We start from the raw sequence: 13,410 nt of genomic DNA, 5'->3' as shown, positions 1-13,410 counted from the left end.
GAAGTGGAATGACATCAGCGGAATTCGAAGCTTTCATGAACCAAATGGATTCACTGTCTGCCCGGCTTGACAAGCAGCGGGCGAAATTCGAAAAAGAGAAAGTTCAAATAGATGAAAAAATAGCCGAAAAAACGAAAGAACTTGAAAATAAGCGGCGTAAAGGTGAATGTGGGCGCGCTTGGCAAGTATTGCAGCAGCGTATCGACATGGGGAAAACCTGTGAGGAAGACATCCTTGCTGGCATTGACAAGTCTCCGGAAGCGCGTGAAGTACGTGGTTACCTCGCGCAGAATATGAGTTATGTGCGAGATAGCGTGGAGGATGCGGACGACGAAGATAATGAAGCGGCCCAGGCTCGTGTTGCGCTCGATAAAGGAATGACTCGTCTGCGTGAGTGGGAAAGCCAATATGCGGCACAAAGAAACCAAGCCAGCTGACTTACAGGCGATATGCATTGTATCGCTCGTCTGCGCAGTGCTTTTTGCTGGTATTGCCGTTACGGTGCTGTCCGAAAGCGTGTTGCTTCCCGGTGGCGACGAGCGGATGCGAGGATTGCCTGTGCTGCTTGTGGCAAGCCTCATATTGCTGATGCTGTTTTGTGATCGGTTATGCGTGGTGAGCATACGCTCACACGAGCAAACCGTTGCGCTGGTTGCCATGGCTTGCGCTGTGCTGCTGTCGGTGTGTGCCGGTGTGGCGGCGAGCTGCGTTGAACCTTGCGCTCAGCCGATCGCGGCGGCGGTTTTCCTATCTTCTTCTTGCGTATGCCTCAATATGTCGTTAATGACGGTTTGCATTGATCAGCCGGTGCTTAATGGCGTGATATCCGCATGCTTTGCCGTATCGTTGCTGTTGCTGCTCGTCAGTACGGGAACGCTGATGTGTTCGTTGGACGTACGGCTGCTTGCCGGTTTGGTGCTTGCCGCTGCCATATGCTGTCTGCAAATGCTGCCGAACATCGTGGTGCATGTGCCGGACCGTTATCTTGTGCAATGGCGTGCCTACATGACACGTCGTTGGACGGTGCGCGGTGGCATTCCCGAAGAGGCCCGTGTATTGACCCAAGTTGATATTCGTGAAGATATGCAGACGTTTCAGGCCCGATACGCGACCGGTTTCGTGCTTTGCTTGGCGCTGCTGGTATTGCCGTACGCGGCATTGGTCGCATTCTGCGATTTCCATCGGATGTATGATGCTGTCGGCTTTCTCGTGCTTACCGCGGCCCTGTTTCTCTTTCTCACCCTTAAGCCGCGCCGGTCGGGCAGACCTTTCGAACGGTACTGCATGCGTTTGTCTGCGGTGATGGTGATGGCTATGGCCTGCGTGAGGGCCTGGGGCTTCATGACAACCGAAAACATGAGGCTGCTCGGCGTATGCGCGATTGGCCTGATTGGCGTTCTGCTGGTATATGCCATTCCTGTGCAAAAAGGCGGTTTTCATTCGCTTGTATTGTCTCGCGCCGGCGATGCGTTGTGCTTCCTGTCCATGATGGTCACGCCTGTGGCGGCTTTCTTCGCAGCTGGCGCGTTGCAGTATATAAGGGGATTGTGATGTCGGATTCGAATTCCGTAATGAGATGTCGTCCGGCAGGAGCCGGAAAACAATGTGCGGCCGCATTCGTCGATTGCGGTTTCGTATTGCTTTGCGGCGTGATTGCGGCTTTGCTCGGACATAATATTCCCGTCACGTTCCTGGTGATGCTCGAATCGGTTGCGGTGCTGGCTATTGGAGAAGGTTCGCGCGGTCTGACTCCGGGGAATATGATGTTCGGTTTGCGTACGGTTCGCGTGGAAGGCATGCGTGACGTCACGGCGGGAACTTTGCCCGCCGGAATGGGCCGGATTCTTGTGAAGTATTGTGTGCTTATCGGATCCACGCTTGCGTTGGTCATAGGTCTGATTGCGGTGATTTGCTCACCGTTGTTCGCCAAGGATGATTTGCATCAGGGATGGGCAGACAGACTGGCATCTTTGGGATGCGTCGATATTCATCAACGTGTTGAGGCGTTGGAGGAACAACCGGTCGTATCGAGGCAAATTCCTCCGGTTCCCATGCCTCGGATGCAGCCCACTCCTCCCGTGCCTCTTCCCAAAACAGTGGCGGACGTGTCCAAACCGGTTCCCATGCCAACGGCAAAACAGGTTTCTCCTGTACCCATGCCTTCGGGAAAGCCGATGTATCCGGTTCGGACAACGGTTGAACAACAGACGGCCTCGGTGCCAGTGACGCCTCCTGAGAAACCCCAAACCTTTCTCTTCTTTGAAGATGGCTCCAAGCGAACTCTCAGCGTGCCTTCTTCATTGATTCTCGGGCGCAAGCCAGCTCCGCAGCAGACAGGGGACATCGCGTTGGCTGTGCCTGACCATACTGGTACGGTCTCACGAAACCATGCTCGGATCGAATTGGTGGATGACCAAATCTGGATCACTGACTTAGCGAGCACCAACGGTACGCGAGTGCTTGACGAAAGCGGCGAAGAGACGGAACTTGAACCGAACGTCCGAACGCGTATGCATGTCGGATCCCGCATCGGACTGGGAGACATGGGCTGCAGCATCATCACATCGAAAAGCAGGAGGCGTTGATGGCTATTACTGCGGAACAACAAAACAGCAGGCTCGAAGGTCCCAAACCTCCAAAAGGAAAAATCGTATTGCAGGCACCACCCGAGCTTGAACCCAGCGACGGTGTCAACACGCTGCTCACATCGTTGGTGCCATTGTTGGGCACCGCCAGCGCCATGGTCATGATGCTGATGACCAATTCGGGACTCACCGGCATGCTTACCGGCGGCATGTTCATGGTGTCGTCATTGGGATTCGTGGCGGTCAACGGCTTCCGCCAACGTTCGCAACGCATGGCGAACCTCGCGGCGGCAAGACGTGAATATCTCACTTATTTGGCTGGCATACGCAAAACCGTGCGCACCGCGGGAAGGAAACAACGCAATGCCGCATTGTGGAACGCTCCATCCCCATCCTCGTTGACGGCGATCGCCCAGGAACCGGAACGTTGCTGGGAACGTGTTCCCGCAGACGACGATTTCATGATATTACGTTGCGGCACGCATAGTGTGCCATTGTGCCTGCAGCTTGAATCACCTGAATTGCCTCCACTCGCGCAGCTCGACCCGGTTTCGGCATCGGCGGCGCATCGTTTCATGCTTGCACATAAAACGTTGCACAATATGCCTTACGGCATTGACCTGAGGAAATACAAGCGTGTGGAATTGCTTGGAAACGAAAGCCAGACGCAGGCGCTCGCAAGAGCCATGATCTGTCAAGCGGCGGTTTGGCATCCGGCTGAATGCTGCAGAGTGCTCGTACTGGCATCCGCTGATCGCATGGGGCAGTGGGAATGGGTACGGTTGCTGCCTCATAACCGTGTGCTGAACGAGAAATACTTGGAAGGCACGTATAACGGTCATGGATTTATGCTGACGAGCAACGTGCGCGAAGTTGATGCGCTGATAGGCGAGGAAGTGCTGAACCGCAACAGGCGTACCGGAGATAATGAGATTGCTCCTCATGTTTTGGTGATCAATGATGGATTCGACCGGACTGTATTGTCTCGAGAGTCCCGATTGTTCGCTGAAGACGGCCTCGGTGGAGTGACCGTGTTCGACATGCCGAATGATTGGGGGGAGCTCGAGGAAGATGACGTGCTTCGTGTGCTGTATTCGCAGACCGTGGTTGAGGAAGGACTGAACGTTCTCGAAAAGCGCGACATCAATATGGTTGAAGTGTTTTCCACGGCACTCAAGCCTGTGGAAATCCAACCGGACGAATTGACTGTGGAAGAGGCGCTCTGCATAGCGAAACGCTTGAAGAGCGTGCATGTTAACGAAACCGGAGACGATTCCTCACAATCCGTCAATCGCAAGAAATCCCCCGAATTGCCTGATCTGCTTGGCATCAGCGATATTCGTCATATCGATCTGGCGAAACTGTGGGCATATCGTGTGGGCAAGGAGCGTTTGCGCGTGCCGATCGGCCTATTCGACGACACCAGTACCGCGTTCCTTGACATCAAAGAGATGGGCCAGCATGGCATGGGCCCGCATGGCGTGCTCGTCGGCGCCACCGGTTCGGGTAAATCCGAAGTGCTGCGAACCCTGGTACTGTCGTTGGCGTTGAGCCATTCCCCGGACCAGTTGAATTTCGTACTCATCGACTTCAAAGGCGGCGCCACTTTCGCAGGTATGGACGGCATGCCTCACATTTCATCCATCATTACGAATCTCGGCAAGGAAGCGTCGCTCGTCGACCGTATGGAAGACGCGCTGGATGGCGAAGTCAACCGACGTCAGGAGCTGCTGCGAGATGCGGGCAACCTTGCCAACATCACCGAATATGAGGAGATGCGTGTCAACGGCGGGCGTAGCGATCTTAAACCGTTGCCGTCACTATTGGTCGTGGTCGACGAATTCTCCGAACTGTTGAAGGCGAAACCCGAGATCGTGCAATCGTTCGTTCGCATTGGCGCGGTCGGCCGTTCGCTGGGCATACATCTGCTCATCGCATCGCAGCGTTTGGAACAAGGCAAGCTGCGTGGTCTTGACGAGCACCTGTCATACCGTATCGGTCTGAAAACGTTCTCCGCAACCGAATCCCGTGCCGTGCTGGGCATTACGGACGCGTACGATCTGCCAAGCCTGTCTGGCATCGGCTATCTGAAATCGCCTGACGGCACCATCACCCGCTTCCGCGCGTCTTACGTGTCGGGCGTGCCGAAGGGGTTGGACGGCGAAACCACCACCTTCCAGTATGCGGTGGAACAGATGCGAGGCAAAGGCAATCCCGCGCACGTGGTGTGGCTGCCTCCGCTGGTCACGCCGAATTCGCTCGACGATTTCATGCCGGACCTGACCGTCACCAAGGAGTATGGCTTGATTTCGCCAAGGTGGCGCAATGCCGGAGCGCTTGTCGTACCATGCGCGTTGGAAGACAAGCCACGCGAGCAGAGGCGAGACGTCATGGCCCTCAATCTTGCCGGTGCGGGAGGCCATGTGGCAGTGGTGGGCGGCCCGTTGAGCGGTAAAAGCATGATGTTGCGTTCCATCGTCGCATCGTTGGCGCTCACGCATTCGCCGCTCGAAGTGCAGTTCTATGTGATCGACTGCGGTGGCGGCGCGTTCTCCTCCATGGATGGATTGGAACATGTCAGCGGCATTGCGGCAGGCAATGAGGATGAAAAAGTCCGTCGTACGCTTGCCGAAGTCAGCGGCATCATCGACGCGCGCGAACGATTCTTCAAAGAACAGCGCATCGACGGCATGGACGCGTATCGTCGCCGTCGCGCCGAAGGCAAGGTCGACGACGGATATGGCGACGTGTTCCTCGTCATCGACGGTTGGGGCGTATTCCGCGGCGACTATGACGAATTGGAAACCAAAGTCCAGCAGATCGTTGCCCGTGGTCTCACCTTCGGCGTGCACGTGTTGTTCAGCGCGAACCGTTGGATGGAAATCCGTGCCAATATCAGCGACCTTATCGGCACCAAGCTCGAACTGCGTTTGGGCGATCCGAGCGATTCGCAAATCGACCGCCACGTTGCCGACACCGTGCCCAAGGGCGCGCCTGGCCGTGGCCTGAGCGCCAACAAACTGCATACGCTCGCAGCGCTGCCCCGCATCGATGGCGGGCATGATGCGGCGACGGTGTCCGACGGCATCAACGATCTCATCGCCAAAGTACGTTCCGCATGGCAAGGCCATCCGCATGGTCCGAAGCTGCGGTTGCTGCCCGAAAACCTGCCGTACGAGGCGATGATGGCTTCCGTCATGCGTCAAAAGGCATCCAACCAGCTCGCCAAAGGCAACATGGTGGTCGGTATCGACGAGAACGCACTGTCTCCAGTGGTGTTCGACTTCAACACCGAACCGCACTGTTACCTATTCGGTGACGCCGGTTCGGGGAAATCTACATTCCTTCGCGTGATAATCAACGAAATCGTACGAAGCTATCCGGATGGAAAAGCAAAAATTTTCATGTTGGATTATCGTCGTGCGAATCTTGCGCAGATTCCGCAGTCGCATTTTGGAGCGTACCTGACCAATGACGAACAGGCTACGGAAAGTCTCGACGCGCTTGCGGAATTCCTGAAAACCCGCATTCCGGGCCAGGACGTGACTGCCGAACAGTTGCGCGACCGTTCCTGGTGGACGGGTTCGGAAGTTTACGTGCTGGTCGACGATTACGATTTGGTCTCCACCAGCCGAGGCAACCCGCTGCGTGCGTTGGTGCCATATTTGGCGCAGGCCTCCGATCTGGGATTGCATGTGGTGGTGGCCCGCAGAACCGGCGGTGCGAGCCGAGCCATGTACGATCCGGTATTGCAGACGTTCCATGATCTCGGCATGACCGGCATTCTGCTGTCCGGAGATTCGAACGAAGGCCAGCTGATCGGCAAAGTCAAACCGAAGAAGGCGGCGCCCGGTCGCGCCCAAATCGTCACTCGAGACCAAGGCCTGTTCGTGGCGCAACTGTCGAATGCGGTATTGCGCGAATAACGCGATATTGCGAAAACGTGAGATTGCGGAAAAGCCCGCGCCGTTGCATACTGCGGTTTGCGCAACATTACGTACCGCAGTATGCAGGTATCGCAACATGCTCTCGACTGTTTCGTTGAATGGTGAACCCGTTGAGTACGATGGTGCACGGCAATATAACTTGAGATAGCGAGGACTTGAGACTCATGCCACGTATGTTCGGAACAGACGGTGTTCGAGGATTGGCGAATAGGGCTTTGACCGCACAGCTTGCGTTGGATTTGGGCGATGCTGCGGTGCGCGTGCTTGGCGATGATGGAGACAAAAGCGAATTCGACGGTCGTCGCCGTGCACTGGTCGGCCGCGATACTCGCGTTTCCGGCGATTTTCTTGCAGCGGCACTGTCCGCAGGCATGTCCGCAGGTGGTTTCGATGTGATCGACGCGGGCATTATTCCAACCCCTGGCGTCGCATACCTGACTTCCGTGCTGAACGTGGAAATGGGTGCCGTGATTTCCGCATCCCATAACCCCATGCCCGACAACGGCATCAAATTCTTCGCACGCGGCGGATTCAAATTGCCTGACACCAAAGAAGACGAAATCGAAAACGTGCTCGGCCAGGATTGGGAACGCCCGACCGGTGCAGGCGTGGGACGTATCAGCCACGACACGGCAACCGCAACCAACCTGTATATCGACCATCTGGTATCCACAATCGCCCCCATCGGGCCTGACAAGTCCCAGCCGACACCGTTGAAAGGCTTGAAAGTCGTGGCTGACTGCGCCAACGGCGCCACCTCCGTGGTCGCGCCGGAAGCGTTGCGCCGCGCAGGAGCCGACGTGATCGTGATCAACGCTTCGCCAGACGGCTACAACATCAACAAGAACGCCGGATCCACACACCCCGAACAGCTGCAGGCCATGGTCAAAGCCTCCGGAGCCGACTTGGGCGTGGCATTCGACGGTGACGCCGACCGTTGCCTTGCCGTAGACGGCGAAGGCAATATGGTCAACGGCGATCAGATCATGGGCATTCTTGCACGTGCCAAGAAAAACGCGGGCAAACTCAACCACGACACCCTCGTGGTAACCGTGATGAGCAACCTCGGCCTGAAGCTCGCCCTGCGTTCCATGGGCATCAAAACCGTGCAAACCGGCGTGGGCGACCGTTACGTGCTTGAGGAAATGCTGCGCGGCGACTATTCGCTCGGCGGCGAACAGTCCGGCCACGTGATCAACCGCGAATTCGCCACCACCGGCGACGGTACACTCACCGCACTGACCTTGTGCAACGAAGTGGTCAACTCCGGCAAGAGTCTCAAAGAACTCGCATCCGACTTCCCGCAACTGCCGCAAACCCTCATCAATGTGCCAAACGTCGACAAGCTCGCAGCCAAAACCAACGCCAAAGTGCAGGCGGCCGTCGAACGCGAAGAGAAAATGCTCGGCGACACCGGCCGCGTGCTCTTGCGTCCCTCCGGCACCGAACCGCTCGTGCGCGTCATGGCTGAAGCGGAAACCCAGCAGCAGGCCGACGAGGTCTGCGACCGTCTCGCCAAAGTCGTGGCCGAAGAACTCGCCTTGTAATCACACCGCCGATACACAGTATTTGGCAATCCAAAATCCCGAACCAATCCGCGAAGGAACCCCATGTTTGGACGTAACTCGAAAGTCAGCCTCGAGCTCAACCGCGAGGTCGAAAAACTCATCAAAACCGGCGGCAAGGAACAGCTGCTTCCCATCGTGCAGGCAGGTGAACCGGTACTGCGCCAGCAGACCGCAGCCTACGAAGGCCAACTGAGCCGCAAGACACTTGACAAGCTCATCGAAACCATGCGCGTCACCATGATCGAAGCGCCGGGCGTAGGTCTCGCCGCAACCCAGATCGGCCTCGGACTGGCGCTTGCCGTGGTGGAAGACCATGTGCGCGACGACGATGACGATGACCCGCGCGAAGCGGCCGAATTCCCATTCCACGTCATCATCAACCCCAGCTATGAGCCGATCGGCACCGAAACCCGCAGCTTCTACGAAGGCTGCCTGAGCTTCGACGGCTATCAGGCGGTACGCAAGCGCTGGCTCGACATCATCGCCCGCTGGCAGGATGAAGATGGCAAACAGCATGAGGAACATCTGCACGGCTGGCCGGCCCGCATCTTCCAGCACGAAACCGACCATCTGAGCGGCGAACTGTATATCGACAAGGCGGAAATCCGCAGCCTCGCCACCAACGAGAATCTTGAGGATTTCTGGTGCGACGATCCGGTTCCCACCGAAGCCGCCGCCGAACTCGGATTCGAACTGTAAACCAGGAGCGCACGCCGCAAATCGCATACATGCGCGGCGAAAAACGCTGCGGAATCCGATTGTCACGGAATCCTATCGTTGCGCAATCCGCGGAATATCCTGCAGGGGGAGAGGCCCACAGGCCTCTCCCTTTTTGTCATACCGTCATTTTTTCGTCATACCACCATGCGCATAACCAGTGCAACGCGCGCACGCATCACACTCCCCACGGCAGACGCACGTATGAGCGTAACCATGTTTGCATTTCGCGGCATTATCGACAATATCGGCGTTCGCGTTGCGATGGAATGATTTCGTACGCGACGTCGTGCTCCGTCTGCAACGCGCATGATCGTATCCTGACGACGAATGCTTGGTGAACATAATCGTTTTTCGTAGCATTGTTCTTTCTCTTACCGAAAATCAACGAAATAAAACGAACCCAAGATAACCTTTCGAATCTCAAAAAACTTAAGATTGCGCTATCCGAGAAGCATCATGGTTTTTTGTACGCGCCGACGTGTACTGCGCCCCCTCTCGGCTACCATGCAAAGTATGAACGAAGCAAAGACGGGCCGTTCCTGGCTTACCGAAGCCAAACAAGACATCAGCCAATGGTCGGCATCGATGCCGAAAAACGCCGACAATGAGCGCATCGACTGGCATTGGGTCATGTCTCTCGACTTGGAACGCGGCATCGGAGCCGCCAAAAGCCAAGGCATCGACCTGATCGCCGTTCTGAATGCCGCGGGTACCACGTTTTCGTCGACCTCGGAGAAAACGGATCCCATGCAGGATTCGGTACTATCCGTCCAACAGTTGCATAATCTGCTGAAAAAGGATTTAGCGGTCCGTGACCGGCTCGAATCCATCATCGCGCAATGCAATACCACCTTCATGACGGATTTCGACCGTCTGATCGCTTCATACCGTTTGCCTCGCGCGCTCGCCTATGCGAACCGTAGGTTGTGCGACGAAATTGCCGTGTTGCGGCGCATTGGTGCTGCGATGGGATTGTGGACGATTGCCGAAGAGCGGCGGGAGCGGGTGATAGTGCCCGTGCTGCAGTCTGTTGCCGGAGCGGAAAGCCTCGTGAATCTTAACGATATTCAGGATCGTACCGCGCAGATCGTCAATGGCCGTGCCGAACGTCGTGCCGCGGAACGTGAACAGAAGCGTGCCAGCGATTACGCCATGTCACGCGCGAATTTGAGCGGGGTGACGAGTCCGGGAGGCTCGAAGGTGTTCGACTATGGTTCCCTCGGATCCGCTGGCGGTTCCGCTGACTCGGCGGAAGCCGCGCAGGACCGACGTTTGGCGGATTACAAAAAGTCGGATTGGCGTGACGCCTACCTTCCCGGCCGTGACGTCGACACGGTGATGGGCATTGATATCGAAACTACGGGTACGGATCCGGCTCGCGTGTACATCATCGATGCCGGATTCGAATTCATGAACATGATCTCGCCTCGTCCTGCCGGCGAGCCCGCGGGCTACCGCTACGAACAGGATTATTACGAGACCGGCGATGCATATGGCCAGGCACGTCTTTCCTTCGGCGTTCCCACGCAGAATGCGCTGCTTGGCAATCCTCTGATTCTCGACCTTACCGGTATTGACGTGCGCGATCGCGCCAGCGCGGACTTTCGTCTGTTCGACGAATGGCCCGAAGCTCAGATCGGATTGCTGCAACGACTCGAACAGCAGCCATATGTTGCGCATAACGCCCGGTTCGAGCATAGCTTTTTCATGCTGAACGTCGCCGGATATGCGGAAAGCTATCGTGCCGGCAATATCACGATCATCGACACATTGCCGATGAGCCGTCGTTGGGATGAGGGGTCGATTCCCGATGATGAGCATCCGCACGGCAACAATACGTTGGATGCGTATGCCAAACGTCAGGGCGCGTTGGATGCATCCAAAAGCGAACGACATCTTGGCTTGGAAGATACGCACATCATGCTGGTCGCCATGAAGCATCATCTGGGTGTGCTGCATGCCGAGGGGCGCGGGCCGTGGGGCGCCGGTGGCAGGCCCGGCAATGGTGGCAAGCGCTGTGGCAAGCGCTGGTAGACGGAGTCGCTCGCAGGTTGTGTGGCAAGGCGTAAGTTGGTCGGACGAATTGACGTTGCTGGATGTGTGTCAGGCGTAGTCGTGTTGTGTCTGTTCCCGCTGGATGTTTTGCCCGCTGTTTGTCTTGTACCTTTCTGTCATTCGTTCGTCTCGTGTGCGACACGCCCGGATGTTGACCTGCCGCGAGGTATGTTGAGGTTTTTCCAGCGGGATTGTGCTGTGAAATGGTGCTCATCACTCGATTTTCCTGCGATTTCGACACGCCGAGAGATACGTTATTTTTCAACGGTTTACACGGTGTTTACGGAAGGTCGATTTGCGTAGATCGGCAAGGACGTGTAAGTTTACATCTCGCTGCTCAGCACGGCGGTTCCGCTCCTGAGGTTCGGGACGGTCTGCTGGTGTGGTGGTGGTTTGAGAACTCAAGAGCGTATTTGTACTACTTCTTTATAGTCAATGATTGCCAGTTCATCGTCCGCTCGTTCGCGAGTGGCCGGGAGGCCTTGAAGGACGGTGAGGTTTTCGTGCGATGCGCCTTTCCTTATAAGGCGATCGTCAATTTTCTTGTTTTTGAGAGTCACATGTTGGCTTTCTGCAAAGTTTTTTTGTGGAGGGTTCGATTCTGGCTCAGGATGAACGCTGGCGGCGTGCTTAACACATGCAAGTCGAACGGGATCCATCAGGCTTTGCTTGGTGGTGAGAGTGGCGAACGGGTGAGTAATGCGTGACCGACCTGCCCCATACACCGGAATAGCTCCTGGAAACGGGTGGTAATGCCGGATGCTCCGACTCCTCGCATGGGGTGTCGGGAAAGATTTCATCGGTATGGGATGGGGTCGCGTCCTATCAGGTAGTCGGCGGGGTAACGGCCCACCGAGCCTACGACGGGTAGCCGGCCTGAGAGGGCGACCGGCCACATTGGGACTGAGATACGGCCCAGACTCCTACGGGAGGCAGCAGTGGGGAATATTGCACAATGGGCGCAAGCCTGATGCAGCGACGCCGCGTGCGGGATGACGGCCTTCGGGTTGTAAACCGCTTTTGATCGGGAGCAAGCCTTCGGGTGAGTGTACCTTTCGAATAAGCACCGGCTAACTACGTGCCAGCAGCCGCGGTAATACGTAGGGTGCAAGCGTTATCCGGAATTATTGGGCGTAAAGGGCTCGTAGGCGGTTCGTCGCGTCCGGTGTGAAAGTCCATCGCTTAACGGTGGATCTGCGCCGGGTACGGGCGGGCTGGAGTGCGGTAGGGGAGACTGGAATTCCCGGTGTAACGGTGGAATGTGTAGATATCGGGAAGAACACCAATGGCGAAGGCAGGTCTCTGGGCCGTTACTGACGCTGAGGAGCGAAAGCGTGGGGAGCGAACAGGATTAGATACCCTGGTAGTCCACGCCGTAAACGGTGGATGCTGGATGTGGGGCCCGTTCCACGGGTTCCGTGTCGGAGCTAACGCGTTAAGCATCCCGCCTGGGGAGTACGGCCGCAAGGCTAAAACTCAAAGAAATTGACGGGGGCCCGCACAAGCGGCGGAGCATGCGGATTAATTCGATGCAACGCGAAGAACCTTACCTGGGCTTGACATGTTCCCGACAGCCGTAGAGATATGGCCTCCCTTCGGGGCGGGTTCACAGGTGGTGCATGGTCGTCGTCAGCTCGTGTCGTGAGATGTTGGGTTAAGTCCCGCAACGAGCGCAACCCTCGCCCTGTGTTGCCAGCACGTCATGGTGGGAACTCACGGGGGACCGCCGGGGTCAACTCGGAGGAAGGTGGGGATGACGTCAGATCATCATGCCCCTTACGTCCAGGGCTTCACGCATGCTACAATGGCCGGTACAACGGGATGCGACACGGCGACGTGGAGCGGATCCCTGAAAACCGGTCTCAGTTCGGATTGGAGTCTGCAACCCGACTCCATGAAGGCGGAGTCGCTAGTAATCGCGGATCAGCAACGCCGCGGTGAATGCGTTCCCGGGCCTTGTACACACCGCCCGTCAAGTCATGAAAGTGGGTAGCACCCGAAGCCGGTGGCCTAACCCTTTGTGGATGGAGCCGTCTAAGGTGAGACTCGTGATTGGGACTAAGTCGTAACAAGGTAGCCGTACCGGAAGGTGCGGCTGGATCACCTCCTTTCTACGGAGTTTTTCAGGACGCCGGTCTGGCGTCCGTCGTGTGGCCCGCGTGCCGGGGATCGTCTCCGGTCTGGCGTGGGCGTGCTGGTGTGGAAGAGATCGTTGGCTTCGCGGGTCCTTGGGGCCTTGCGGGGAGTGGTGCGGATATGCTTTTGGGTTCCCGGACCGCCACCCGCATCCGTTTTGGGTGCGTGCGGTTTTCCGGATGCCCCTGGTGGGACGCCGTCGGCCTTGCGGGCCGCGGGTCGGGTCCGGTCGGGGCGCGTGGTGGTTTGAGAACTGGATAGTGGACGCGAGCAATGCGATGATGTGATGTCATCGTTTGCTTTATCGCGATTTCGCCAGGCTTCTTTTTTGGAGTCTGGTTTCGAGATCGATCGTTTTGTGATCATTTTTTACAGTGTGATGATTTGTCGTCTGGCGTT

The 13,410-nt window shown here is 56.8% G+C and carries 7 protein-coding genes and 1 rRNA gene; all 8 read left to right on the top strand.

What is annotated here, in order from left to right; translation table 11 throughout:
- Positions 1-8: 8 nt before the first annotated feature.
- The 8 genes from BBPC_RS07160 (at position 9) to BBPC_RS07125 (ending at position 12,986) form a co-directional block, all read left to right on the top strand.
- On the top strand, positions 9-437 hold the full coding sequence (locus BBPC_RS07160) for a hypothetical protein (RefSeq protein WP_004221406.1): 429 nt from the start codon (positions 9-11) through the stop codon (positions 435-437).
- Positions 409-1,551 (top strand): hypothetical protein, encoded by a 1,143-nt coding sequence (locus tag BBPC_RS07155; RefSeq protein ID WP_004221409.1) that lies wholly within the window; start codon positions 409-411, stop codon positions 1,549-1,551. The genes BBPC_RS07160 and BBPC_RS07155 overlap by 29 nt, the downstream gene beginning before the upstream one ends.
- Positions 1,551-2,585, top strand: coding sequence for an FHA domain-containing protein (locus BBPC_RS07150; protein WP_004221410.1), 1,035 nt, complete (start codon positions 1,551-1,553; stop codon positions 2,583-2,585). Before BBPC_RS07155 ends, BBPC_RS07150 begins: the two co-directional genes overlap by 1 nt.
- Entirely contained in the window at positions 2,585-6,511 is a 3,927-nt protein-coding gene (gene eccCa / locus BBPC_RS07145; protein WP_004221412.1) for a type VII secretion protein EccCa, read from the top strand. The genes BBPC_RS07150 and eccCa overlap by 1 nt, the downstream gene beginning before the upstream one ends.
- 185 nt (positions 6,512-6,696) lie before the next feature.
- Positions 6,697-8,079, top strand: coding sequence for a phosphoglucosamine mutase (gene glmM / locus BBPC_RS07140; RefSeq protein ID WP_022245606.1), 1,383 nt, complete (start codon positions 6,697-6,699; stop codon positions 8,077-8,079).
- A 63-nt stretch (positions 8,080-8,142) separates the two neighbouring features.
- Positions 8,143-8,799, top strand: a complete 657-nt coding sequence (locus BBPC_RS07135) for a peptide deformylase (protein ID WP_004221424.1) — start codon at positions 8,143-8,145, stop codon at positions 8,797-8,799.
- A gap of 525 nt (positions 8,800-9,324) precedes the next feature.
- A complete protein-coding gene (locus tag BBPC_RS07130; protein WP_004221429.1) occupies positions 9,325-10,854 on the top strand; it encodes a hypothetical protein in 1,530 nt (509 codons plus the stop codon).
- Positions 10,855-11,458: 604 nt separating this feature from the next.
- Positions 11,459-12,986: ribosomal RNA gene (locus BBPC_RS07125) — 16S ribosomal RNA — on the top strand.
- Positions 12,987-13,410: the final 424 nt, after the last annotated feature.

Origin of the sequence: Bifidobacterium pseudocatenulatum DSM 20438 = JCM 1200 = LMG 10505, assembly GCF_001025215.1 — a bacterium.
GTDB lineage: Bacteria > Actinomycetota > Actinomycetes > Actinomycetales > Bifidobacteriaceae > Bifidobacterium > Bifidobacterium pseudocatenulatum.
Note: the sequence above shows the minus strand (reverse complement) of the source record. Positions and strands in the feature narration are given on the sequence as shown.

Coding starts and splice junctions, on each gene's coding strand:
- BBPC_RS07150 (WP_004221410.1), top strand. CDS start 1,551: ATGTCGGATTCGAATTCCGTAATGAGATGTCGTCCGGCAGGAGCCGGA.
- BBPC_RS07160 (WP_004221406.1), top strand. CDS start 9: ATGACATCAGCGGAATTCGAAGCTTTCATGAACCAAATGGATTCACTG.
- BBPC_RS07135 (WP_004221424.1), top strand. CDS start 8,143: ATGTTTGGACGTAACTCGAAAGTCAGCCTCGAGCTCAACCGCGAGGTC.
- BBPC_RS07130 (WP_004221429.1), top strand. CDS start 9,325: ATGCAAAGTATGAACGAAGCAAAGACGGGCCGTTCCTGGCTTACCGAA.
- BBPC_RS07155 (WP_004221409.1), top strand. CDS start 409: ATGCGGCACAAAGAAACCAAGCCAGCTGACTTACAGGCGATATGCATT.
- eccCa (WP_004221412.1), top strand. CDS start 2,585: ATGGCTATTACTGCGGAACAACAAAACAGCAGGCTCGAAGGTCCCAAA.
- glmM (WP_022245606.1), top strand. CDS start 6,697: ATGCCACGTATGTTCGGAACAGACGGTGTTCGAGGATTGGCGAATAGG.